Raw genomic sequence first — 24,211 nt, 5'->3', positions numbered from 1 at the left:
GAGAACATGAAAACGCTGCTTACGCAGCGTTTTTTTTCGCTTTTTATTCGGGCGGGCTACGGTTATATAAGATAAAAGCATTGTAATTCAAAATAATAACAAGACAGATTCTGCAATCTCGTTATATTCTCGGTCGCTTAAACCGAAGCCGTCGTGTGCAATAACATAATAATAATTTGATCAGGGGAAACACCTCATGCCACTGTCGGGGACGCTAAGGCGTCACGCAATCTATCCGCGTCGAATCGCATGGAACAGTGCGATAGCAGGCGGCTTATTCTTTCTGCTGTTCACCGCGCTATCGCTTTACCACCTCTGCCAGCAGCGCGAACGGCAGCATCAGCAGCTGCTGGAAAACAGCCGCAACGCATTACAGCAAACGCTCGCCAGCCTGATCAACAGCACCCTCACTCCCCTGCTTCCGTTTACCCGCACCCCGTGCCATGACATCAATCGTGAACTTACCTCACGCGCCGCCTTTGCCGGCAATCTGCGCGCTATCCTGCTGGTGAATGAGGGTAACGCCTTCTGCTCCTCGGCCACCGGCAGTTTTAATCTGCCGCTCAGCGTCATTGCGCCGCAGAGTGATACCTCCCGCGAGAGCGATCTGCAACTGATGCGCGGCACGCCTTTACAGCCCAATACCCCGGCGCTGGCGCTGTGGGTGAAAAATCCGGGCAGCACCCAGAGCGGCGTGTTTGCCACTCTCAATATCAGCCTCGCCCCCTATCAGCTACTCGCCTCTTCGCGGCCGGAGATTAGCGGCATCGCGCTGGTGACAGATCATGATGCCTTAACCAGCTGGCAGTCAGGCGTCACAGAGACGCTGCATCTGCCCCCCGCGCTGCGCCAGCTGGCGCTGACCGGCTATCCGCTGCGGTTTGTGCTCTACGGCTCTACCCTGGCGTTCAGTGATTATCAGACCCTTCTGCTGAGCAGCCTGCTGCTGTCGCTGCTGGTGACGGGCGGCTGCTGGCTGCTGCTGTCGATTGTCCGGCGGCCCGGCCGGGAGCTGATTCAGGCGATGAAGCGCGGGGAGTTCCACGTAGAGTATCAGCCGCTGGTCACTTCGCATGATGGTCAGCCTTATGGCATGGAGGCGCTGCTGCGCTGGACCCATCCGACCCAGGGAGCGATTGCACCAGACCTGTTTATTACCTATGCGGAGTCGCAAAACCTGATTATTCCGCTGACCCGCCATCTGTTTCAGCTGGTGGCGCGCGACGCGCATCTGCTGTGCCACACCATACCGCGTCACGCCAGCCTCAGCCTGAACATCTCGCCGCTGCATCTTGCTGACAGCGGCTTTCGTCAGGATGTGCTGCGCTGGCTTGATACCATGCCCGCCGGTCATTTTAACTACGTGTTTGAAATCACTGAACGCGCGATGGTGCGCGATGAGAATGTCGGCGAGCTGTTTGACTGGCTGCATCAGCAGCAGATCCATATTGCGATTGATGATTTTGGTACCGGACACAGTGCGCTGATCTATCTGGAGCGCTACGCCTTTGATTACCTGAAAATCGATCGCGGCTTCGTGCAGAGTATCGGCACAGAGAACCTGACCTCACCGGTGCTGGATACCGTGTTACAGCTGGCGAAGAAACTGAACCTGAAAAGCGTGGCGGAAGGAGTCGAAACCGGCGAGCAGGCCGCCTGGCTGGTCAATCGTGGCGTAACCCATCTACAGGGTTATATTTTCAGCCGTCCGCTGCGCCCGGAGAGGCTGATAGACTATTTCCGGCGGCACAACGCCTGATGCAACAGCGGGCTTAAACCGCCGGGAGAGGGCTCCTTCCGCTCCCGGCGCGCTATCCCCGCGCTCTGCGGCCACCGCTGTCGCTCAACCCGCGATAAAAGTTTCAGCGATCGCCACGCCCTGGTTTTTCAGACAGCAGTTGGTGGCGCTTTCGTCACGCCGCAGGATAAACAGACAGGGCTGCCCTTCGCACTCGGCCACGGTGCAATCAACCTGAATATCCGCCAGCACCTCTTTGAGCTGTTGCAGGATCTCCCACGCCGGAATGCCATCATGACTGAGCAGACGCAGCGCAATAAAGTCCAGCTCATCCGGGGTGGTGTCATCGCTATCGATGGCACTGTGATGATCGCGGGTCCAGCGGAAACGCTGTGGCAGACGATGCACAATCGAAAGTTGCAGCATAGTTTAGGTATCCCCAGAAGAATTCATGTCGCAACCGGCGATACGCCACCGGGAAAATGCCGCGATTTCAGGGCGTCGGGCCCCTGGCATCAGGTATCACCCTGCCGCTCTGCGCAGCTCGCCGAAGCGCATTTTTGCGACTTACCTCGCACTTCAGGCTATATGTACCGCGTTCAACCGCTGTTAACAATCATTTTAGATGCAAGATGATTACTTTTTTATCTAAAAGTTTTCACATTATAGAAACAAACAGCGCAGCAACCTCGCCGTCAGGCGGCGAGGTGCAGAGAGAGCAGCGCGCCCGGTTATCGGGACGCGGCGCGGGGACGTGAAGCGTAGAAAAACAGCAGAAGAGAGAGTGTGGCGCACAGCGCGATGGTTGCCACCATCGGCCAGGCGCTGTTAAAACTCACCAGCGACAGCAGCGCGCCGACCAGCGCCCCGACGCCAAAACGCAGCGTGCCCGCCAGGGATGACGCCGTGCCTGCCATATGAGGAAACTCATCCAGGATCACCGCCATCGCATTTGACGAAACCATCGATACGCAGCCGATAAACAGCGCCACGCCCATTACCAGCGGTAAAAAGCCGAGGTTCAAGGCGCTGACCAGCAGCAGCCAGATCCCCATACAGAACTGGATCAGCAGACCCAGCCGGAACATCGCCACCGGGCCAAAACGCCGTACGGCCCGGCTGTTGAGCAGCGTCAGCAAAAACAGAAACACCACGTTGAGGCCAAAGTAGTAACCAAAGTTCTGCGGCGACACGTGGTTCAGCTCGATGTAGACAAACGGGCCGGCATTGAGAAAGGTGAAAAGTCCGGCGAAGGAGAAGCCGCTCGACAGCATGTAGCTGAAGGCGCGTTTGTGACGGAACAGCGTCACGAAATTGCCCAGCGTGGTGCGCAGGTGAAAGCGCTGTCGCTGCTCCGGCTTCAGGGTTTCGCGGATCTGGGTGGTCACCAGCAGCGTGGTGACAATCGCCGCCGCCGATAGCGCCCAGAAAATGGCGTGCCAGTTCCAGATCAACAGCAGCCAGCCGCCGATGATCGGGGCCAGCAGCGGGGCAATGGTGGTGATCAGCATCACAAAGGACATCATGCGCGAGAAGTCCTCTTTCGAGTAACTGTCACGCATCAGTGCATTGATCACCACACTGGCTGCGGCAGCCGACAGCCCGTGCAGGAAGCGCATGGTAATCAGCTGGTCGATCGACTGGGAGAGCGCGCAGGCCGCCGCCGCGACCGCGAAGATCAGCGTGCCGAGCGCAATCACCGGCTTGCGGCCGTAGCTGTCGGCCAGCGGCCCGTAGACCAGCTGACCTATCGCGAAACCGAGAATATAGAGGTTAAGCGTCATCTGCACACTACCGGCAGAGACGCCAAATTCCCGCGCAATCTGCGGCATCGCCGGCAGATACATGTCAATCGACAGCGGCATCAGCATGGCTAACAGACCGAGGATCACCACTAACCCTATCGGCGAATTCTTTTCCTTACGCACTCTTTCTCCTGCCGTTGTGATTGCAGACCAGACCGCTACCGCTGGCGTGGCGGTTTATTTTGCCTGTAGCTCTTTAGGCAGACCGATACTGGCGATCTCCTCTTCGGTCAGCGGCCGGTATTCACCCGGTTCCAGATCGGCGTCCAGCACGATGTCGCCAATCCGCTCGCGATGCAGTTCAGTCACCCGATTCCCTACCGCCGCAAACATCCGTTTCACCTGGTGATACCGCCCTTCGCTCAGGGTGAGCAGCACTTCAGTCGGGGTAATCACCTCCAGCTGCGCCGGTTTGGTCAGGCTCTTCTCATTATGCAGCTGTACGCCCGCGGTGAACTGCGCGGCCGTCTCCTCGCTAACCGGCGACTCCAGCGTCACCCGGTAGGTTTTCTCGCAGTGATGACGAGGCGAGGTAATGCGGTGTGACCACTGGCCATCATCGGTCAGCAGCACCAGGCCGGTGGTGTCAATGTCGAGACGCCCCGCCGCGTGCAGTTTGAACGCCATCGGCTCTTCGATGAAATAGATGATGGTGGGATGGTCGGGATCGTCGGTTGAGCAGACGTAGCCCTGCGGTTTGTTCAGCATAAAGTAGCGGGGACCGGTCTGCATATGCAGCACGTTACCGTCATAGACCACTTCGTGGTCGGGCAGCAGTTTAAACGCGGTATCGCGCACCACTTCGCCGTTGACGGTGACACGCTGACCGCGGATCTCGCGGTGGGCGATGGCACGGCTGACTTCCAGTTGCTGAGAGATGAATTTGTCGAGTCGCATGAATTCGTTTTGCCTGTTACTGCGGAGGGAATCTGAAACGGCCTGGTTAACCGTTGAAAATGTGCGGGAAGTATAACGTGATCCGCGCCAGCCTGACAGCGCGTTTACCGCACTTTCATGGCATAATTACCGCCGGTTTTGCAAAAGTGATCGTCATGTCTTTTACCTTACGTCCCTACCAACAGGATGCAGTTAACGCCACCGTCGCCCATTTCCGTCGTCATCAGGAGCCTGCGGTTATTGTGCTGCCGACCGGTGCCGGCAAGAGTCTGGTGATCGCCGAGCTGGCACGGCTGGCGCGTGGCCGGGTGCTGGTGCTGGCGCACGTCAAGGAGCTGGTGGCGCAGAACCACAGCAAATATCAGGCGTACGGGCTGGAGGCGGATATTTTTGCCGCCGGTTTACAGCGCAAAGAGAGCCAGCGCAAAGTGGTGTTTGGCAGCGTGCAGTCGGTGGCGCGGAATCTCGACCAGTTCGACAGCGCCTTTTCGCTGGTGATTGTCGATGAGTGTCATCGCATCGGCGATGATAAAGAGAGCCAGTATCAGCAGATCTTCAACCATCTGCGCCAGCACAATCCGCAGCTGCGTCTGCTGGGGCTGACCGCCACGCCCTTCCGCCTCGGTAAAGGCTGGATTTACCAGTTTCACTATCATGGCATGGTGCGCGGCGATGAAAAGTCGCTGTTCCGCGACTGTATCTATGAGCTGCCACTGCGTTACATGATCAAGCATCAGTTTCTGGTGGAGCCGGAACGGCTGGATATGCCGGTGGTGCAGTATGATTTCAGCCGCCTGACGGCGCAGGCGAATGGCCTGTTCAGCGAAGCCGATCTCGATCGTGAGCTGAAGCAGCAGCAGCGCGTCACACCTCACATTATCCGGCAGATTGTGGAGTTCGCCGAAGATCGACTGGGGGTGATGATCTTCGCCTCCACCGTGGAACATGCGCGGGAGATCCTGCGGCTGCTGCCGGAAAACAGCGCGCTGGTCTCCGCTGAGACCCCGGCCAGAGAGCGCGATGCCCTGATTCTGGCGTTTAAAGCGCAGCAGCTGAAATTTCTGGTCAACGTCGCGGTGCTGACCACCGGCTTCGACGCGCCGCACGTCGATCTGATCGCTATTCTGCGACCGACCGAATCGGTGAGTCTCTATCAGCAGATCGTCGGACGCGGGCTGCGACTGTCGCCCGGTAAAACCAGCTGCCTGATCCTCGACTACGCCGGTAATCCGCACGATCTCTTTACCCCGGAAGTGGGCGCGCCCAAAGGGGCCAGCGATAATCAGCCGGTGCAGGTGTTCTGCCCCGCCTGCGGATTCGCCAACACCTTCTGGGGCAAAGCGACCGAAGATGGCATGGTGATTGAGCATTTTGGCCGGCGCTGCCAGGGTGTGCTGGAAGATGATGAGGGCGAGCGCGAACAGTGCGACTACCGCTTCCGCTTCAAAAGCTGCCCCGACTGCGGCGCGGAAAATGATATTGCCGCCCGGCGCTGTCACCAGTGCGACAAAATTCTGGTCGACCCCGACGATATGCTGAAAGCGGCCCTGAAACTCAAGGATGCGCTGGTGCTGCGCTGCGGTGGCATGACGCTGGAACAGGGTCGTGACGCCAAAGGCGAGTGGCTGAAAGCCACCTATTACGATGAGGACGGCACCAGCGTCAGCGAACGGTTCCGGCTCCAGACGCCGGCCCAGCGCAAAGCCTTTGAACAGCTGTTTATGCGACCGCATCAGCGCGCGCCTGGCGTACCGCTCGGCTGGCAGACCGCCGCGGACGTTGTGGCGCTGCAACCCCTGCTGCGCCACCCCGACTTTGTGGTGGCGCGGGCCAAAGGCCAGTTCTGGCAAATCCGCGAGAAGATGTTTGATTATCAGGGCCGCTATCGCCGCGCCAATGAGCTGCGATAAGCGCGACAAAGGCAATGCGCGGTAGGCAGACGGGTATATCGTTTGCTACCCATTGGCATAACGGCTATACTGCCGCCCGCTTTTGCATGTGCATCAGCGGTATTGAATAACCTGCCTGTTACTGGGTCGCCTGTAGCAGGAATTAAATAAAGAGACGTATTAATGTTCACTATCAATGCAGTAGAACGTAAAGAGCAGGGTAAGGGTGCGAGCCGCCGCCTGCGTACAGCAAACCGTTTCCCGGCCATCATCTACGGTGGTTCTGAAGCGGCTGTTGCCATCGACCTGGATCACGACTCCGTAATGAACCTGCAAGCTAAGCCAGGTTTCTACGACGAAGTGCTGACCCTGTCAGTTGACGGTAAAGAAACCAAAGTGAAAGTTCAGGCTGTTCAGCGTCACCCGTTCAAGCCAAAACTGTTTCACATCGACTTCGTTCGCGCTTAATCGCGAATTACGTTGAAATGTAGAAGGGCCGGTTGCGAAACCGGCCCTTTTATTTTGCTGCGCGCCTGCCAGTGAGCAACGCGCACTAAAAAACCGGGCCAGGCCCGGTTTTTTTATTTGCTGCCGGTGCGACGCTGAAGCTGATCGCGCAGGTTCGGCGGCGTGCCTTTGATGGTCAGGGTGTCAGTGGCCGGGTCCCAGAAGATGCGCTCGCCGAGCAGCATCGCATCGAAGTTGAGGGTGAGTCCCCCGCCGCTGCCGGCAAATTTGGTCAGCTGACGCAGCGTGCTGCGATCGGCCGGGAAGCTCTCTTCCAGCTCATACCCCTGCTCCTGGGTAAAGGCCTGGAAACTCTTTTCACCCAGCGGCGGCAGCTCGCCTGACAGCTCCTCCAGCGTAATCTCCTCGCCCGCCTGCAACTGCTCGTTGCAGTAGCTGTAAACCTGCTGGCGATAGTTCTGTCGCTCCTGCTTATCCAGATCGGACTCGCTACAGTAGTCATCCACCGCCTGCAACAGCCCGCGGTTCTGCGCTTTGGTGTCCAGGCCCACTTCGGCACCGAGGAAATCCATAAAGAAGTCAGCCACTTTACGCCCGACGCGACCACGCAGGAAGGTGAGATAGCGGGTCGACTCTGGGTTGGTTTCCCACTCCGTTAAATCGATGCGCGCCACGATGTCGGCATGATTGATGTCCAGATAGTGGGTGCTGCTGATGTCCATCTGCTCATTGACGCGCATACTGGACTGGCTGTTCAGCACGGCAATCATCAGATACTCCACCGCCAAATAGCGATAGTGAATAAACAGCACCACGCCGCCTTCAGCGAACGGATATTTTGCCAGCTCGTCGCGCAGACGACCGGTGGCAGCCCGGCTAAATGCCAGAAAATCATCGTTGCCCTGGCGACAATTACGCAGCGCGTCGGCCAGTTCACTCCCGGCGTTAAACAGGCCGTAGGCTTTGCTTTTCGCACTGTAGACCCGGTGTAACTCCTCCACCATCGCGCTGACCGTGTTGGTGGCGGGCAGCAGCGAATCTCGCAGCGCCAGTTCCAGCTGGTTTTCATCGCGTTTAATTAACTGATGCAGGGCAATCTGGTCGATATCCAGACTCATGGTAGACTCTCCTTTTAGCACAGGCGCGTATTCAAACACCGCCAGCATCGGCTTTCAACACCATGCAGGGGGCGAACGGTGCGCTTTCGATAAATTTGCAGAAAAAAGCGCGCTGTTCCGGTAATATATCGCCTTTTGAAATGAGCTCAGACGACGATATGGCACAATCATCCCGTTACAGTGACGAACGCGTGGAACAACTCCTCGCGGAAATGGCCCAGGTCCTGCACAAGGACAAAGCCCCCACCGATCTCTCCCTGATGGTACTGGGAAATATGGTGACTAACTTAATCAATAGCGATGTCGCTCCGGCGCAGCGTCGCTCCCTGGCCCGTTCTTTTGCCGATGCCCTCCAGGCGTCGGTGCGTGACGATAACGCCCATTAATTTGCTGATTTGATTTCATAATATGGTAACCAACCGGCAGCGCTACCGCGAAAAAGTCTCCCAGATGATTAGCTGGGGGCACTGGTTTGCTCTGTTTAACATCTTCTTCGCGCTGATTTTAGGCAGTCGCTACCTGTTGGTCGCCGACTGGCCTTCTTCGCTGGCGGGGCGCATCTACGCCTATACCAGCTGGGTTGGCCACTTCAGTTTTATCGTTTTTGCCGCCTATCTGCTGATTATCTTCCCGCTGACCTTTGTGGTGATGTCGCAACGGCTGATGCGGGTGTTATCCGCGGTGGTGGCTACCGCCGGGCTGACGCTGGTGATGGTCGACAGCGCGGTGTTCAGCCGCTTCCATCTGCACCTCAATCCGGTGGTGTGGGAGCTGGTGATCAACCCCGATCAGAGCGAGATGGCGCGCGACTGGCAGCTGATGTTTATCAGCGTGCCGCTGATTTTCCTGGTGGAGATGCTGTTTGCCACCTGGAGCTGGCAGAAACTGCGCAGCCTGAACCGCCGTTCGTTTGGTAAGCCAATCGCCGTGCTGTTTATCTGTGCCTTCTTTGCCAGCCATCTGATGTATATCTGGGCCGATGCCAATTTCTATCGCCCGATTACCATGCAGCGCGCCAACCTGCCGCTCTCCTATCCGATGACGGCCCGTCGCTTCCTTGAGCGTCATGGCCTGCTGGATGCGCAGGAGTATCAGCGCCGATTGATTCAGCAGGGCGACCCGGAAGCCGTGGCGGTGGAGTATCCGCTGAGCGACATTACCTTCCGCGATGCCGGCACCCGCAATAACCTGCTGGTGCTGACCGTGGATGGTCTGAACAACGCCACGCTGGCGAAAGCGCTGCCGGAACTCAATCAGTTTGCCAGTGAGAACGTGCGCTTTACTCAGCACTACAGCGCGGGTGATACGCCAGAGAAAGGGCTGTTTGGCCTGTTCTACGGTATCTCCTCCAGCTATATGAACGGTATTCTGGCGTCACGTACGCCGTCGGCACTGCTCGGCGCGCTCAGCACCCAGGGCTATCAGTTTGGTCTGTTCTCTTCAGAGGGCTTTAATCCGCCGCTCTACCGGCAGGCGCTGCTGACGGATTATTCACTGCCAGCGACCACCAGCCAGTCCAACGCCAGTACCGTGGCGCAGTGGCAGAACTGGCTGGATAAGCAGAATGGCAGTCAGGCACCGTGGTTCTCATGGGTTGCCCTGAACGGCCCGGACGTGACCGGGGATAATGCGAAAGCGCGTCAGCGCAGCTACCTGCGCCAGGCCCCGGCGGTGGATGAGCAGATCCATGCGGTGCTTAACCAACTTCAGGCGCGCGATCTGCTGAAGAATACGGTGGTGGTGATTACCGCGCAGCGTGGTCTGGCGCTGGAGGGGGATCCTGACAGCGCGGGCAACCGTCAGACCTTGCAGGTGCCGTTAGTGATCCACTGGCCGGATACGCCGGCACAAACGGTGGATCGCCTCTCTGATCATCAGGATGTGATGACCACGCTGATGCAGCGTCTGCTGCATGTGCGAACCAATCCGGTGAACTACTCGCAGGGTGAAGATCTTTTCGCGGCGCGTCGTCGCCATGAGTGGGTGGTGAGCAGCGAAGAGAATAAGCTGGTGATTACTACGCCGCAGGTGACGCTGGTGCTGAACAATAACGGCAGCTATCGCGCTTATGACGCCAAGGGCAATGCGCTGAAAGATCACAAGCCGGAACTGACGCTGCTGTTGCAGGTGTTGACGGAAGAGAAGCGGTTTATCGCTAACTGATTAATTATCAGGCAAATAGACGACCGGTATCTTGCATTCAGTGCAGGAACCAGTAGACTAATCCTCCAGTGTTCGGCACGTAGCGCAGCCTGGTAGCGCACGGTCATGGGGTGTCCGGGGTCGGAGGTTCAAATCCTCTCGTGCCGACCAAATTCCCTGAAAGCAGCCCGCAAAGGCTGCTTTTTTCATTTCTGTCATCCCGTCTTCCCTTTTCTTGCCCCCTCTCCCGAAATCCGGCCTATACTTCACTTTACGTGGGTAATAACAGGAGAGTTCATGACATTTATCGAAAAAGACGATCCAACCGAAGCACCTGAGTCCGGCGACAAGCAACCTTCCCCGCCAGACCAGAAGTAACCCACCGGGGCCGCGTCTGACGTGGCCCTTTCTCTGTCGGCTACTCAACTATCAGAAAACTTCCGGCGACCGGTAACATGATTCATTCTTTCAGCAGGTTAACACTTGCAGCCAGCGTCGATCGGCCTCACAAAAACAGCACCCCGCCCCACCATTTCATCAAACTGAAACAAAACCGTCACAGAAGTTGCTTACTCTGGAGTCCCCAAAAATTGATGGATAATTTTTATGGCGATCAAAGCGAAAAGCCTGAAGGACGCAGAGGCGTTACTGCACTCAGGCATTAGCAAAGTGGAACTGGCGTATGACATCGGCAGCGACGATTTCTTCCGCCTGGCGAGTCACTGGTGTGACCGTGGTGCACGCATCAGCAAAGGCCACCACCATTTTGTTGTTTCTTTGAAGACGTTTGCCATTCCACCCAACGACTGATCCCCGCAGCTGGCTTGCCCTGAGCCGGAACGCCTGATTTAATGCCTTTTTCGCTTTAATCATGGCTCTGCATGCGCTATCCCGACATTCCTCTGCCGCCGGTCGCTGGCGGCTTTATCCTTTCCCGGCAGCTGAACCGCGACGAGCCCTGGCTGGCGGTGAGTCACTTCGACCCGCAAAACTACCATGACGCGCTTTTTGACGCCTGGGGCATCCCGCTGCCTCCCCGGCTGCAACAGGTGGTCAGCAAACGGCGCGCCGAGTACCTCGCCAGCCGCTATCTGGTGCGGTCGGTGATGGCCGAACTGGGGATCGCTGATTTTATCCTGACCAATGCGCCCGACCGCTCACCCTGCTGGCCCGCCGGCGTTCAGGCGTCGCTGTCGCACAGCAACGATCTGGTGGTGCTGACGGTAAGTCGTCAGCCTTATGCTCTCGGCGTGGATGTCGAACAGGTGATGTCAGAGAGAACGGCAGAGGAGATGGCGGATATGCTGATGAACCAGCAGGAGCAGCAGCGGCTACAGACGTTGCCGATGAGGTTCAGCGCCGCCGCGACCCTGCTGTTCTCGCTGAAAGAGAGCCTCTACAAAGCCCTGTGGCCACGGCTGCATCAGCCGATGGAGTTTCATCAGGCGGAGCTGGTTTCAGTGGACACTGCGCAGCAGCGCGCCATCCTGCGTCTGACGCAACCGTTCCGCGCGGATTACCCGGCGGGAACCCTGCTGCATGCCGAATATCTCTGGCACGAGAACCGGGTGATCACCCGGATCGTGCATCGGCATGAATCTGGCTGATGAGACTGGACGCTGTCCGCTGAGCTTAAAGTCCGGTATCGGTTCGCTGCACGGAATCGAGCGAGGCGAGATCGCGTTCGTTGCCGGTCAGCTCAGTTAACCTGCCCTCACGCATCTCCAGCAGCCGGTCGGCATGAATGAAGTAGTGATCGTCATGGCTGATGGCAAATACCGTTTTGCCCGCCTGCTGCAACCACGGCAGCAGTTCACGATAGAAGATACGGCGGAAATGGGGGTCCTGATCCGCCGCCCACTCATCCAGCAGCAGCACGTCACGCTCTTCAGCCACCGCCAGCAGCAGCGCCAGCCGCTTGCTCTGCCCTTTGGAGAGCCGCAGATTCAGCACCTTATTGCCCTCAATCTTCAGCTTGTCCTGCATCTTCAGCCTTTCCAGCCACTGCTGCACCAGCGCCGGATTAGCGGGCTGCCCGCCCCGCCCCAGCAGCCGATCGAACAGATGCAGGTCGGTAAAGACCGCCGAGAATTGACTGCGCCACAGATCCAACTCAGCTGCCGCTATCGGCCTGCCATCCAGCAGCAGCGTACCGGACTGAGGCTGGTAGAGGCCGGTCAGCAGCATGGCCAGCGTCGACTTTCCACTGCCGTTGCCGCCGATGAGAAATATCAGTTCACCCCGGCGCAGGGTCAGGTTAATCGGGCCGACCTGGAAGCCGTTCTCACCATAATGAAAACAGACGTCACGCAGTTCCAGGGTTTGCCACTCAGCGGATGCGGAACCGGTGTGGAACTCGGGCTGATAGGGGGCGAGATCAAAAGCGTTGAGCTTGCGAAACGCCACCTGGGCGCTGAGCAGCGTCGGTAACGCGCCGACCGCGGAGAGCAGCGGCGTGCGTAAAAATAGCAGCGTCAGGGAAAAGGTGGCGGCGACGGCGGTATTGGCCCAGCCCAGGCTGTTGGCCATAAAAAAGACCATGCCAATCGCGCCCAGCGTCATGATATTTGACCAGTTCACCGCGCTGAGATGGAAGGTGTCGGCCCGCACGATATGGTGCCGCCAGGCGCGCGCATCCTCCTGATAGACGCTGTCATAGACCTGCTGCGCGCGTGCGCGGTTGAGCTGTAGCTCTTTGCGCCCTTCAATCACCGTCTGGTAATCGCGATAGAGGTTATCTTCAATTTCCCGCAGCTTTGCCATGTGCTGATAGACCCGCGACACCAGCATCCAGCCACCCACCAGCGTGACAGCCAGCCAGAGGCTGGTCACCAGCAGCATTTTCGGCGACAGCCAGGCCAGATAGAGGGCGGAGCCAAGAGTAATAATAATGCCCTGAAACAGCTCCGGCAGACGCACAAAGGCCAGGGTAATCGCCCGCACGTCGCTGGTGAGTCCCGCCAGCAGCTGCGCACTGCCAAGCTGCTCGATGCGTTCAACGCGGGTATCAAGAATACGTTTGATAAACTCGCCGCGCAGTCGCCAGACAAACTGATGTCCCAGCATTGTCAGCGCCAGCTGGGCGCCCAGCGTCACCGCCATCAGCAGCACCAGCTGCAACAGGAACTGCGGCAGCACCGCAAAAGAGCTGTTAATGGCGACGATCATTTCACGGTTGATAAAGGCGATCATGCCAATACCCAGCGCGGCGCTTAACAGCGTCAGCGCGATTACCGCGATAAAGGGCCAGCGGAACTGGCGAAAAACAACGCTCAACAACGTCATGCAGGCTACCCGGCAGCGAAAAAACAGCATGCAGTGTAATGGGATGCGAAATGATAGCAATAGTTATTCGCACTGCCCCGCTGCCGCGGCTGCCGGTTAAAAGGCGCGGCGAAAGGTCAGGTTATAGCGCCAGGCTCCCACCAGCGGATGGATGCCAGCCTTGAGCGGCAGGATACCGTGATAGCGCAGGCGGGAAGGCCCGCCCCACACCACAATATCGCCATGTTCCAGCAGCACCCGCTGCGTGCTGTCGCCACGTTCAAAGCCGCCAAACTGAAAGACCGCCGGCAGGCCCAGCGACACCGAAACGATCGGCTGACGCAGATCTTTCTCATCTTTATCCTGATGCAGCGTCAGCTTTGCCCCCGGCTCGTAGCGGTTAAGTAAACAGGCATCGGGATTAAAGCCGGGAAAGCCCGCTTCCGTTGCCGCCTGCTGCGCCAGGCTGCGGAACAGCGGCGGCATCGCCGGCCATTTGCGGCCATTCAGATTGTCCTGCTGCTGATAGTGGTAGCCGCGTGAATCCACGGACCAGCCAAAGTCGCCGCAGTTGGTCATCGCCACCGACATGCGATGGCCGCCCGGCGTGATGCGATGGGCAAACGGGTTCTGTTCCGCAATCGCCATTATCTGCTGGTAAAGCGTCTCTGCGTCCTCGCGGGCACGACGCCGCAGGATCACCGCGCCTTCAGCCAGCGGCTCCTGCCAGGGTTGTTCTTCACTAAAGAGATCTAACATCAGGGGCCTCCGGGAGATTCAGCGGGGATCAGGAATGCGGCAAACTGCGGCGACATCCAGCTGACAAACTTATCACCCTGCTTGCTGATCAGATAGACCGCCAGGTGCTGTTCGAGCGCCAGCGCTTTAGCTTTTTCCGTGCCCAGCACCATCAGCCCGGTGTCCCAGCCATCCGCTTCCAGCGCGGTGGTGGCGATCACCGTGGCGGAGACCAGCTTATGCTCAATCGGCCGTCCGGTGGCGGGATCGATCACATGGGAAATCCGTCTGCCATCCAGTTCATAATAGTTGCGATAGCTGCCGGAGGTGCTGATGCCATGCCCCTGGAGGCTGACACGCGCCTGCACCGCATTTTCACGATCGGTGGGTTTCTGGATAGCGACCCGCCACGGCTGCTGCTGCGCGTTGAGGCCGCGACTCAGCACCGCCCCGCCCACCGAGACCAGATAATTGTTAATCCCCAGCTGCTCCATCAGGCGCGCCAGATGATCGGTGGCAAAGCCTTCACCCATGGTAGAGAGATCGACATAGAGGTCGGGCAGATCTTTTTGCAGCCACTGCCCTTCAGCGCCCTGCACTACCCGCAGATGTTGCAGGCCGGTCTGCGCCCGCGCGGCGGCGATCTGTGCCGCGTCGGGCATATGGTCGGGCTGTTTTACCGGACCAAAGCCCCAGATGTTAACCAGCGGTCCGACGGTAATATCCATCGCCCCACCGGTCTTTTTGCCAATCCGCAGCGCGGTGGTGACAATATCAGCCATATTTTCACTTACCGGCTGCGGCGTCAGGTCACGGCTTTGATTGAAGCGCGACAGGACCGAGGTCGGTTTCCAGGTAGAGAGTTCCGCATCATCAGCGTCCAGCTGCTGCTGAATGCGCTGCTGTAGCTCCGCGTGACGGGCGCTATCCACCCCTGCCAGGCTCACCCGCCAGACCGTGCCCATGGTTTTCCCTTCCAGCACCATTGAGGGTGTCGCGGCTGGCTTGTCACATGCTGCTAACAAAAACGTTAAAATTATTATAAACAGCAGATTAATCTGAGAACGCATCATTCCTCACTTGTAACCCATTATTCAATTCTGCTACAAAGCATAAACTTCGGGTAAAGAGACTTAAAGAGAGTTGAATCTTTTCCTGAATCACGACAGTATTCACGACTATCGACTCTCTCTTCGCCTTTAGTCCGGCGACAACCTTTTAACCAATTAAGGAGCAGCAGATGATTTACGCGATTCTGGCCATCGCCCTGGGTCTGTTTATCTTCAGTAGCTATAAAGTCTGGCATCAGCGCCGTCTGCGTCACATGACTCTCTCACGGCCGCGCCATTAACCGGCACGCCTGCACCGGAATGGGGCAGCCCGATCCGGGTAGGCGCGCAAAGTGTACCAAAGCGGGCGTAAAGTCTGTGGCTGTGAGAGCGGTATAGCTGGCATGAATTCTGCACTGTTGAAACGGTGTTTATCTCCGGGAGGTGCAGAATGAAAAATTCCACGATGTGGCAGTCAGCCTGGCAGCACTGGCTGAGCTTTTCAGCGTTCACCCTGGCAGGGGTGGCATTTGAAGGGGCACGATTTGGCAGTGTGGTGTCGTCAGTGACAACCGCGCCGCAGGCGAAGAAATGGCGAAGCGCTGAAGAGGTCAGCGCGAAACCGCAGGCAGGAGCGCAGCCGTAGCCGCGCTCCCTGACCCGTCAGAACTGGTAAACCAGTCCCAGAGCCACTACGTCGTCGGTATTGATACCGGCGGCGTCGGTGAAGGCGTTGTCGTCCAGCAGGTTGATCTGGTAATCAACATAGGTGGACATGTTTTTGTTGAAGTAGTAAGTCGCGCCAACGTCGATATACTTTTTCAGGTTCTGTTTGCCCCAGTTCTGCACATCGGTGCCGCGTGAGGTGACATAGGCCAGAGAAGGACGCAGGCCGAAGTCGAACTGATACTGCGCAACCAGTTCCCAGTTATCCGCTTTATCCGCATAACCAAAGGCAGAGGCATCGCGGCTACCAAAACGGGTCGCGTTATAGGCACGTGAATACATCGCCGCCAGGTAGATGTTGTTCGCGTCATATTTCAGACCGCCGGTATAGGCTTCTGCTTTATCGCCACGTCCCAGCACGCCAGCAACCGCGCCGTTCTGATCGTTGGTACGATCAGACTGGAAAGCCGCCGCACCGATGCCAAAGCCTGAACCCAGATCATAAGTGGTGCTCAGACCCCAGCCGTCACCGTTCTGACCCAGTACGTCACGGCCATTGGCGGATTCGGTGTTGTTGCCGTTTTTACCCTGATACTGCACCGCAAAGTTCCAGCCCTCTACCTGGCCGAAGAAGTTGTTGTTACGGTAGGTCGCCATGCCGTTGCCGCGCTGGAACATAAAGTTATCCGCGCCATAGGTATCGCCACCGAACTCCGGCAGCACGTCGGTCCATGCGCCGATGTCGTAGGCCACGCCGTAGTTACGACCGTAGTCGAATGAACCCGCATCACCAAATTTCACGCCAGCAAAGCCCACACGGGTAAAGCTGTTCGCGGTGCCTTCAGACTCGGCGTTGTTCAGCGCCGCCTGATACTCCCACTGGCCGTAGCCGGTCAGCTGGTCGCTGATTTCGGTTTCGCCCTTGAAGCCAAAACGCACGTAGGACTGGTCGCCATCTGAGCTATCGTTGTCAGAGAAATAGTGCAGACCATCGACTTTGCCGAACAGGTCTAATTTGTTGCCGTCTTTGTTGTAGATCTCAGCTGCGCTTGCTGATCCTGCTGCCGCCAGCATTGCAGGGATCACCAGGGAGAGAACGCGACGTTTCATGTTATTACCCTCTGTTGTGTGCCTTTTATTATTTGCCACTGCGAACTGAATGCTTAAAATTCAGTCGGCAGGCCATTGTTATTATATGGCGGGCAATAATCCACCCAGAAAATGCTACTAAATCGCCAAAAGTGTTTCATCAGTAGAAATAGTTATTTCTAAGTGTAAATTGAGGGGAACTATTAGCCAGCACGGATGGATAAAAATAGCGCACGAATCGCCAATCTGATTTTCATCTGTTTGTTATCAACAGTTTATATAAGAGTAATCTGAAGCACTGAATGATAAAACTCTTAGCTTATCAGGTAATAGAATAGATCCCGCTATCATCATTTATTCCGTTATTACCTTCATTCTCCCCGAATGAGATGTACAACTTATTTATTCCCGCCGGGCAGTTTGCCCGGCATTTTTTTTGCCCCTGCCTGGCCGCATCGCTATATCTTTGTAAACCTGTTTTAGCGGGTTAAATTAACTGCGCCTGTTCACCGCACATATCGTTAAATTCAGCACGCTTTGCCTGGCCTCAGCGCAAATATCCGCCATGTTAATTTATCACCGTAATTAAGCGTCTGAAGCAATATTGCGCCGCTGCCTTTCAGCGCTCGCGCAGCGATTCTTTAACTTTATTCAGAGGCTTAAGCAGATAATCCATCACCGATTTCTGACCGGTTTTGATTTCCACATTGGCTACCATGCCGGGCACAATCGGGAATTTTCGACCCGCGCGGTTGGTCAGCTCCGCTTTCTGGGTGCGGACGTAGACGCGATAGTAATACTGGTCGCGTTTGACCTCATCCTGCAACGTATCGGGCGAGACGGTTTCAACTTCGCCGGGCAGATCGCCATAAATGGAGGAGTCATAGGCGGTGACTTTTACAATCGCCGCCAGACCGGGGCGGATGTAAGCAATATCCCGCGGATTAATCCGCGTCTCAATCAGCAGCTGATCTTCCAGCGGCACGATCTCCATCAGCTTGCCGCCCGGCTCCAGCACGCCGCCGACGGTGGTCACCTGAATATCCTTCACGATACCGCGCACCGGCGAGTAGAGCGTGGCGCGCGTCAGCTGATCTTCTTTGCCTGCCGCGACCTGCAACTGCGCATCCAGCTCCGCATTGTTCTTCACCTGCTCCTCATGGGCGCGGACCAGATAGTCGTTACGCGCCTCATCAATTTTGCCGCGCAGGTCACTGACCTGGCGGCGCAGACGGATCACCTCCACCTGCCCCGCCGCGCCTTTGGCCACCAGCGGCTCGGTCAGGCGCAGCTCATCCTGAACCAGCCGCAGTGACTGTTGCAGGTTGCTGATGGTTTCCGTCAGGTTGCGACGCCGCGACTCGTAGAGCTGCCGCTCGCGCGTTACCAGCTTCGGCTCCTTCAGGGTCTCCGCGCTGAAGGTCAGCGGCGTGCCTGACAGCTCCGCCTCCAGCCGCTCAGATGAGGCGCGCAGGGTGCGAACTTTGGCCTGCGCCTCCCCGAAATTAGACTGAAAGCGCGTGGGATCGAGCGTGGCCAGCACCTGCCCTTTCTCCACGATGTCGCCTTCATGCACATTCAGCTGTTTGACGATGCCGCCATCCAGACTGTCGATCACCTGGGCGCGGCTGGAGGGCGTCACTTTGCCGGTGCCTACCGTCACCTCATCGAGAATGGCAAAGTGCGCCCAGATCAGAAAGATCGCCAGCGCGGCGGTGCAGAGCCAGATAATCGCCGAGGTGCGGCGTTCATGGCGGGCCAGATCTTTATCAATCATTACCAGGCTCATGCGACATCTCCTTTTTGCGCGGTTGCTGCCGGTGCCGTGGCGCGGCGCAGGATCTCGTCACGCGGACCGTCTGCGACGATGCGGCCGTTATCCATCACCACAATCCGGTCAACCATCTTCAGCAGGGCTGGCCGGTGCGTGACCAGCACCAGCGTACGCCCGCTGATCCAGCCCTGAAGCTGGCGGATCACCTGCTCCTCCAGCTGTTCATCCATCGCCGCGGTGGGTTCATCCAGCAGCACCACCTGCGGCTGGCGCAGGATCATCCGGCTCAGCATCACCATCTGACGCTGACCGCCAGAGAGACCACGCCCGCCCTCGTTGATAATCCGATCCAGGCTGGCGGCATCCTGTTGCACCAGTGACAGCGCGCCGCTGATGCGCAGCGCCTGAAGCATCTCCTGCTCGCTGGCGTGGGGGTTGCCCAGCATCAGGTTCTGTCGCAGCGTGCCGAAAAAGAGGCGGGAGTCGTGTGACAGCCAGCCGAGCTGACGGCGCAGATCGACCGGATCGATGCGTTCAATATCCACTCCATCGACAATCACCTTGCCCTGGGTCGCCAGCGCCTGACCGGCGAGGATCTTCAGCAGGGTCGATTTGCCCGCTCCCACTTTGCCGAGAATGGCAATCTTCTCGCCCGGTTTGATCTGCAACTGCTGCACGTTGAGCACATTCTTTTCATTCTCTTCGTCATAGCTGTAGTGCACGTTGCGCAGATCGTACTGGCCGGTCAGCGTCGGACAGTGCGCCAGCGTCGCGGCGTCAGGCTGATCGAGCGGCTTTTTCAGCAGCTCATCCAGCCCTTTCATCGCCATCTTAGCGTGCTGCCAGCGCGAAAAGACCATGGTGAGCTGCATCAGCGGCGCGATGGTTCGCGAGGAAAGCAGGCTACAGGCGACCAGCGTGCCGGTGGTGATCTGCGCGTCGAGCACCAGATAGACGCCAAACACCAGCATCCCGGCGTAGGTGAGCTGCTGCACGGTGGCGGCCCAGCCGGTGAGACGTGCGCCCCAGAGCCGCTGCTGATTGCCGATGGCGGCGCTCACCTCGTGGGTCTGCTCCCACTGGCGCTGGAAGTAGGGTTCCGCCTGCAACGCCTTAATATCCTCAATGCCTTCGATGGTCTCCACCAGCACCGCATTGCGCAGCGCACCCTCGCGCAGCCCCTCTTTTGCCAGCCGCGCCATCGGGATCTGCACCAGCATGCCCGGAATAACGATCAACGGGATCGCCGCCAGCGGGATCAGCACCAGCCAGCCGCCGATAAACGACATAATAAACAGGAACAGGATAACAAACGGCAGATCGGCCGCCGCCCCCACCGTGGTTGAGGTGAGCAGCTCGCGCACCTGATCAATCTCACGCAGCTGTGAAATAAAGGAGCCGGTCGATTTTGGCCGTGACTCGTTGCGGATGCTCATCGCCCTGGCGAACAGCATGGCAGAGACTTTCAGGTCGATGCGCTTGCCCATCAGGTCCGAGACCTGGGTACGCATCAGGCGGATCAGATATTCAATGGCGGCGGCGATCAGCACCCCGACAAACAGCACCCAGAGCGTGGCCTGTGACTGCGCCGGGATCACCCGGTCATAGACCTGCATCGAAAAGAGAATACCGGCCAGCGCCAGCACGTTGCTGACCACTGAGGCCAGCGAGATCTCGGTGATGCGGCGGCCCATGCCGCGGAAATTTTTCCAGAACCAGTGCGGCTCATAAGGCTGGATAAATTCGTCGATACGCGCGTCCCGTCCGCGCGCCGCCACGCCAATCACGCCCACCTCGCCGTGCGCCCGGGCCAGCAGCTCCGACAGCGCCCCCTCCCGCACCACATCACCGCCTTCACTCAGCCAGTAGCGCGCGCTGCCGTCTGCATCGATGCTCTCCAGCACCGCTACGCTGCTGTTCTCCAGCACCAGCACCACCGGCGTGATCTCCTGACGCCAGCGCAGTTTGTTCTGCGGCACCATGGTCAGATGCAGCCCAAGCAGGCCGGAGAGCCGCTCCAGCTGCTGCGCCACCGGCAGATGTTCAAACCAGCGCATCTGCTGACGCAGGGTTTTGCCCTCGGCGGGTTTACCGAAGCGCGCGGCGACGCGCAGCATGGCGGCAATCCAGTTATCGGTGTTCATCGTCATTATTCAGGCCTTATCGCTATTGCAGCGAAGGAAGGAGATCGCCGCTGCTTTGCTGGCGGTCGATACCCATGATGTCGAGCAGATTGTCTACCGCCGCGGCATAGCGCACGGTAGCGTCCCAGCCATCGTAGAGCGCGGTGATACGTGAGCTGTCGGCCTGAAACACATCCTGTTCCACGCTGAGCAGATCGTTAAGGCTGCGCTTGCTGAGGCGATACTCATCGGCGTAGACGTTGCGGGTATGGTCGGCGCTGGCCAGCTGCACTTCCCCGGCCGCCTGGCGGTGCTGTGCGCCGATCATGTCGGCGTAGGCGGTGGAGGCGTTCTGATTGATGGCGAGCTTGGCCTGCCGCACCGCGGCCTGCGCCGCTTCGCGGTCGCCCTCCGCCGACTGGGTTCTGGCATTCACCAGGCCGCCCTGGTAGAGCGGCGCTTCCACCTGCAACTGCACTTCGTCATCCCAGTAGGACTGACGATCGTTTTCGTAGCGGGTGCGGCCCGCCTGCACTTTGATGGTCGGCCAGTGACCGGACTGCGCCTGACGCACCCGCTCACGCGCGGCCTCCTGTTTTGACTGGGCGCTGCGCACCGCCGCGCTGCTTTCATAGGCGATTTTGTCGAGGGTAATCTGCTGCTTCAGCAGCGCCTGCGGCAGTTCCGGCAGCGTGGCCGGCACCACGCCGGTCAGCACCGTCAGCCGGGCCGTGGCGGAGCGCAGCTGGGCGCGATACTGCTCCAGCGTCGCCTGCATCGCGGCGATGCGGGTTTCCGCCTGCAACACATCAGATTGTGAATTGAGTCCGGCTCCGGCGCGCAGCCTGGCAATATCGCGCACCCGCTCCAGCGAGGCGATGTTGGTGTGCGCCGTCTCCGCCAGCGCCTGGTAACGCTTGACCTCAAGGTAAGCCTGTAGCGTATCTTCCGCCACGGTGGTCATGGCGTCGAACAGCCCGAAACGGTAGGCGTCAGAGAGGGCGTGCTGCTCATCAATGGCGCTGCCGGTGCGGCCAAAGTCATACAGCAGCTGACTGAGGGTGATGCCGCCAGAGCCATTGTTGTTCAGGCTGCCTGCGGAGTCGGTCTGATGGGAACGCCCCGCCGCGCCCTGGAGTGAGATCTGCGGATACCAGGCGCTGCGGGCGGCGTCAAGATCGCCCTCGCCGATGTGGATCTGCGCCGCGGCTTCCGAAATTTTGGGATTACGGGCAAAGGCGCGGAGAATGGCGTCACGCAGCGTTAAGCTGGCGATCTGCTCTTCGCTGGGCGCGGCGCGCCAGTTAAATTCCGCTTTGGGTAAGGGTGTGGCAAACGCCGCGGGCAATAACACGCCACTCAGGGCGCACAACAGACAACATAATCGCGCTTTGTTCATTATTCCTACCAACAGGGGTGCTTAGCATCATGGTCAGATTCCTGGTGAACAAAGGGTGCAAAAAAGAGGCACTGCTCGCGGCAGGCGAAGTGACATCGTTATTTTATTTATGGTTCAGCCACGCCGTAGCTAAACGGAATTTAACATTATTAGATCATAATGGCGGCTTCTTCCTGCTAAATATTGATGAAAAAGCTAACCTTTCTGCTGATAGCGCAAATTATCACCATAATAATTAGCGCAGCCAATCCAGACAGCCTTAACTGACCTGTCTGAAAGGCAGTGACATTGCTAATGATTAAGACTACACCAGCGGGTGAAGGGCAGGATGCTGCATCAGGTGATCCGCCAGGGTATAGGGCATCTCCGTTAGCGCATGGCTCTCCTGGGGAACCGAAGCCGGGGCGGACTCACGCGGAACCAGCGGGGCCTGGTCTGCCGCCTGCGTCAGGCTGAAGCTCTCCAGAACCTGATCCACCGTCTCCGCGTTCATGGCGCTGCCGCTCTCCGCATGGGCGACCACCTCAATCGTCTGGCTGGCACTGGCCAGATTACCGGCGCTGTCTTTTGCGCTCACCGTCATCTGATATTCGCCATCCTCCAGCGGCGCCAGCCCGCCAGCCGGAATGGTCAGCGCCCAGCCGCCATCCGCTTTGACGCTGGCGCTGTAGTGCTGATCGCCCAGCGTCAGCGTCACCAGGCTGCCAGCGGCCAGATGCGTGGCGCTGCCCTGAATCAGATGCCAGCTGTTCACATCGGCGGCGTCGATCTGGTTGTCACCAAAAGCGGTGTCCAGCGTCAGTCCCGGACGCTGCTGCACCGCCACGCTGAAGAGGTTGCTGTTGGTCTGGCTGTCGCTGTTGCCATAGGCATCCCAGCGATGGAAGGTGGCGGCGACCGGCCCATCGGGCAACGCCAGCAGATCGCCGGAGGCGATGGTCACCATGCCCTGGCTGTCGGGCTGGTAGGTTTTGCCGTTGATCTCCAGGGTGTTGGCCCCTTCGACATAGAAGCTGAGATCGTGCTGCGCTTCCTGATAGTTGAGGGTCATATCGCCGCCAATATCCATCTCGACATAGACCGGAATGAAACCGGTTTTGATATTCAGCTCATGGGTGACATCGGTGTAGTTATGCGCGCCATCAATCGACCAGGCCCGGATCTCGCCGGTATTGATAAAAGCGCTGACCTCCGCTGCCGGGATCACCACCTGCCAGTGGCCATTCTCAGCGATAGTGGCCGCATAATCCTTGCCATTGGCACCGGAGATCACCAGCTGATGACCCGGCATCACGGTTGAGAGCGTGCCGCTCAGCAGCAGATCCTGTTGGGTTTCCGCCAGGTTGATCACGTCGTCCGCGGTCACCTTGTCGAAAGAAATGTCCGGCAGGCTTTCGCGGTGGGTGATCAGCGTCAGCGGCTGCTCAACGGTCACCTGCTGACCCGCCGCGTCGGTTGCGCTGATTTTCAGGCTGTAGACGCCATCCGTTAACGCCTGAAGATCGCTCTCATGGAAGTTACCGGACCAGCGCCCGTCGTCGCCGACTATGGCCGTTTCCACCCGGTCGCCCAGCGTCAATGTCAGCTGCGTGCCAGCCGCCAGCTGGGTTGAACTGCCGTGGATCTCAACGCCATAGACGCTTTCAGCGATATTCACCGCGTTATCGCCGCTGACCTTATCCAGCGTCAGGGTCGGCGCGAGGCTGTTCAACGTCGCCGCGGGCGCTGAGGCGGTCGGGTCAGCCGTGCTCAGCGCACTGAAGCTCAGCGTCTCCGTCGACAGAGGGGTTATCGGCAGGTTCAGCCTCTGCGTGGTGGCTGACAGGGTGGCATCGGGAACCGCAAATTCGCTGAGCGCGGTCTGGAAAATGGATTCGAGCCGCACGGCCCGAAAGGTATCACGTGGTGACATAGGTAACCTCAGTTCAGAGCAGGAACGCAGACGCTAACCATCAGATAAATCGATGATTGATGTCGGCAGGTTTAGGGTGGGTCAGCCGAAGCCGCCCGTTTCCGCTGGTCGGAACCGGTTACCCGCAGGTAACAAGGATT

21 protein-coding genes and 1 tRNA gene are annotated in these 24,211 nt (G+C 58.4%); 10 read left to right on the top strand and 12 right to left on the bottom strand.

Annotated elements, in window-relative coordinates; genetic code table 11:
* Positions 1 to 196: 196 nt before the first annotated feature.
* Positions 197 to 1,759 (top strand): cyclic di-GMP phosphodiesterase, encoded by a 1,563-nt coding sequence (locus ACCW71_RS04340; RefSeq protein WP_436369855.1) that lies wholly within the window; start codon positions 197 to 199, stop codon positions 1,757 to 1,759.
* A gap of 84 nt (positions 1,760 to 1,843) precedes the next feature.
* Here the strand turns inward: ACCW71_RS04340 and ACCW71_RS04335 are convergent, their stop codons facing one another.
* From ACCW71_RS04335 to rsuA, 3 genes are all read right to left on the bottom strand, one after another.
* A complete protein-coding gene (locus ACCW71_RS04335) occupies positions 1,844 to 2,164 on the bottom strand; it encodes a hypothetical protein (RefSeq protein WP_436369854.1) in 321 nt (106 codons plus the stop codon).
* 305 nt (positions 2,165 to 2,469) lie between these two features.
* The gene (locus tag ACCW71_RS04330; protein ID WP_436369853.1) at positions 2,470 to 3,666 is read right to left on the bottom strand and encodes a Bcr/CflA family multidrug efflux MFS transporter; all 1,197 of its coding nucleotides are present in this window, start codon (positions 3,664 to 3,666) and stop codon (positions 2,470 to 2,472) included.
* Positions 3,667 to 3,720: 54 nt separating this feature from the next.
* Positions 3,721 to 4,440, bottom strand: coding sequence for a 16S rRNA pseudouridine(516) synthase RsuA (gene rsuA / locus ACCW71_RS04325; RefSeq protein ID WP_436369852.1), 720 nt, complete (start codon positions 4,438 to 4,440; stop codon positions 3,721 to 3,723).
* A gap of 155 nt (positions 4,441 to 4,595) precedes the next feature.
* Between rsuA and ACCW71_RS04320 the strand changes: the two genes are divergently transcribed.
* Both ACCW71_RS04320 and rplY read left to right on the top strand, forming a co-directional pair.
* Positions 4,596 to 6,350 (top strand): DEAD/DEAH box helicase, encoded by a 1,755-nt coding sequence (locus tag ACCW71_RS04320; RefSeq protein WP_436369851.1) that lies wholly within the window; start codon positions 4,596 to 4,598, stop codon positions 6,348 to 6,350.
* A 162-nt stretch (positions 6,351 to 6,512) separates the two neighbouring features.
* Positions 6,513 to 6,797 carry a 50S ribosomal protein L25 gene (gene rplY / locus ACCW71_RS04315; RefSeq protein WP_098052785.1) on the top strand — a complete coding sequence of 95 codons (285 nt, stop codon included), beginning with the start codon at positions 6,513 to 6,515 and terminating at the stop codon, positions 6,795 to 6,797.
* A gap of 113 nt (positions 6,798 to 6,910) precedes the next feature.
* Here rplY and yejK read toward each other — a convergent pair whose 3' ends face one another.
* Positions 6,911 to 7,915, bottom strand: coding sequence for a nucleoid-associated protein YejK (yejK, locus tag ACCW71_RS04310; RefSeq protein WP_436369850.1), 1,005 nt, complete (start codon positions 7,913 to 7,915; stop codon positions 6,911 to 6,913).
* A gap of 158 nt (positions 7,916 to 8,073) precedes the next feature.
* Here yejK and ACCW71_RS04305 point away from each other — a divergent pair, with 158 nt between their 5' ends.
* The 5 genes from ACCW71_RS04305 (at position 8,074) to ACCW71_RS04285 (ending at position 11,664) form a co-directional block, all read left to right on the top strand.
* Positions 8,074 to 8,301 carry a YejL family protein gene (locus ACCW71_RS04305; RefSeq protein WP_436369849.1) on the top strand — a complete coding sequence of 76 codons (228 nt, stop codon included), beginning with the start codon at positions 8,074 to 8,076 and terminating at the stop codon, positions 8,299 to 8,301.
* Between the two features lie 22 nt (positions 8,302 to 8,323).
* Positions 8,324 to 10,078 carry an LPS biosynthesis-modulating metalloenzyme YejM gene (gene yejM, locus ACCW71_RS04300; protein ID WP_436369848.1) on the top strand — a complete coding sequence of 585 codons (1,755 nt, stop codon included), beginning with the start codon at positions 8,324 to 8,326 and terminating at the stop codon, positions 10,076 to 10,078.
* A 73-nt stretch (positions 10,079 to 10,151) separates the two neighbouring features.
* A tRNA-Pro gene (locus ACCW71_RS04295) sits at positions 10,152 to 10,228 on the top strand.
* Positions 10,229 to 10,663: 435 nt separating this feature from the next.
* Positions 10,664 to 10,867 (top strand): hypothetical protein, encoded by a 204-nt coding sequence (locus ACCW71_RS04290; protein ID WP_436369847.1) that lies wholly within the window; start codon positions 10,664 to 10,666, stop codon positions 10,865 to 10,867.
* Between the two features lie 71 nt (positions 10,868 to 10,938).
* Positions 10,939 to 11,664, top strand: a complete 726-nt coding sequence (locus tag ACCW71_RS04285; RefSeq protein ID WP_436369846.1) for a 4'-phosphopantetheinyl transferase family protein — start codon at positions 10,939 to 10,941, stop codon at positions 11,662 to 11,664.
* A gap of 25 nt (positions 11,665 to 11,689) precedes the next feature.
* Here ACCW71_RS04285 and ACCW71_RS04280 read toward each other — a convergent pair whose 3' ends face one another.
* From ACCW71_RS04280 to apbE, 3 genes are all read right to left on the bottom strand, one after another.
* Positions 11,690 to 13,342: a multidrug ABC transporter permease/ATP-binding protein gene (locus ACCW71_RS04280; protein WP_436369845.1), complete on the bottom strand. Its 1,653-nt coding sequence runs from the start codon at positions 13,340 to 13,342 to the stop codon at positions 11,690 to 11,692.
* 96 nt (positions 13,343 to 13,438) lie between these two features.
* Positions 13,439 to 14,080: a DNA oxidative demethylase AlkB gene (gene alkB / locus ACCW71_RS04275; protein WP_436369844.1), complete on the bottom strand. Its 642-nt coding sequence runs from the start codon at positions 14,078 to 14,080 to the stop codon at positions 13,439 to 13,441.
* Positions 14,080 to 15,132 carry an FAD:protein FMN transferase ApbE gene (gene apbE, locus ACCW71_RS04270; protein ID WP_436369843.1) on the bottom strand — a complete coding sequence of 351 codons (1,053 nt, stop codon included), beginning with the start codon at positions 15,130 to 15,132 and terminating at the stop codon, positions 14,080 to 14,082. Before apbE ends, alkB begins: the two co-directional genes overlap by 1 nt.
* Before the next feature lie 167 nt (positions 15,133 to 15,299).
* On the opposite strand from apbE, the gene ACCW71_RS04265 reads away from it, so the two are divergent.
* Positions 15,300 to 15,410: a response regulator gene (locus ACCW71_RS04265; protein WP_436369842.1), complete on the top strand. Its 111-nt coding sequence runs from the start codon at positions 15,300 to 15,302 to the stop codon at positions 15,408 to 15,410.
* 149 nt (positions 15,411 to 15,559) lie between these two features.
* The gene (locus ACCW71_RS04260) at positions 15,560 to 15,754 is read left to right on the top strand and encodes a hypothetical protein (protein ID WP_436369841.1); all 195 of its coding nucleotides are present in this window, start codon (positions 15,560 to 15,562) and stop codon (positions 15,752 to 15,754) included.
* A 17-nt stretch (positions 15,755 to 15,771) separates the two neighbouring features.
* Here the strand turns inward: ACCW71_RS04260 and ompC are convergent, their stop codons facing one another.
* The 5 genes from ompC to ACCW71_RS04235 form a co-directional block, all read right to left on the bottom strand.
* Positions 15,772 to 16,884 carry a porin OmpC gene (ompC, locus tag ACCW71_RS04255; protein WP_436369840.1) on the bottom strand — a complete coding sequence of 371 codons (1,113 nt, stop codon included), beginning with the start codon at positions 16,882 to 16,884 and terminating at the stop codon, positions 15,772 to 15,774.
* Positions 16,885 to 17,482: 598 nt separating this feature from the next.
* On the bottom strand, positions 17,483 to 18,652 hold the full coding sequence (locus tag ACCW71_RS04250; RefSeq protein WP_436369839.1) for an HlyD family efflux transporter periplasmic adaptor subunit: 1,170 nt from the start codon (positions 18,650 to 18,652) through the stop codon (positions 17,483 to 17,485).
* The gene (locus ACCW71_RS04245) at positions 18,649 to 20,787 is read right to left on the bottom strand and encodes a type I secretion system permease/ATPase (protein WP_436369838.1); all 2,139 of its coding nucleotides are present in this window, start codon (positions 20,785 to 20,787) and stop codon (positions 18,649 to 18,651) included. The genes ACCW71_RS04250 and ACCW71_RS04245 overlap by 4 nt, the downstream gene beginning before the upstream one ends.
* Positions 20,788 to 20,803: 16 nt before the next feature.
* Positions 20,804 to 22,159, bottom strand: coding sequence for a TolC family outer membrane protein (locus ACCW71_RS04240; protein ID WP_436369837.1), 1,356 nt, complete (start codon positions 22,157 to 22,159; stop codon positions 20,804 to 20,806).
* A gap of 304 nt (positions 22,160 to 22,463) precedes the next feature.
* Complete coding sequence (locus ACCW71_RS04235; RefSeq protein WP_436369836.1) at positions 22,464 to 24,071, bottom strand: Ig-like domain-containing protein; 1,608 nt, start codon at positions 24,069 to 24,071, stop codon at positions 22,464 to 22,466.
* Between the last annotated feature and the right edge of the window lie 140 nt (positions 24,072 to 24,211).

The organism is Pantoea sp. C2G6 (genome assembly GCF_051336815.1).
In the GTDB taxonomy this organism is placed as follows: Bacteria; Pseudomonadota; Gammaproteobacteria; order Enterobacterales; family Enterobacteriaceae; genus Pantoea.
Note: the sequence above shows the minus strand (reverse complement) of the source record. Positions and strands in the feature narration are given on the sequence as shown.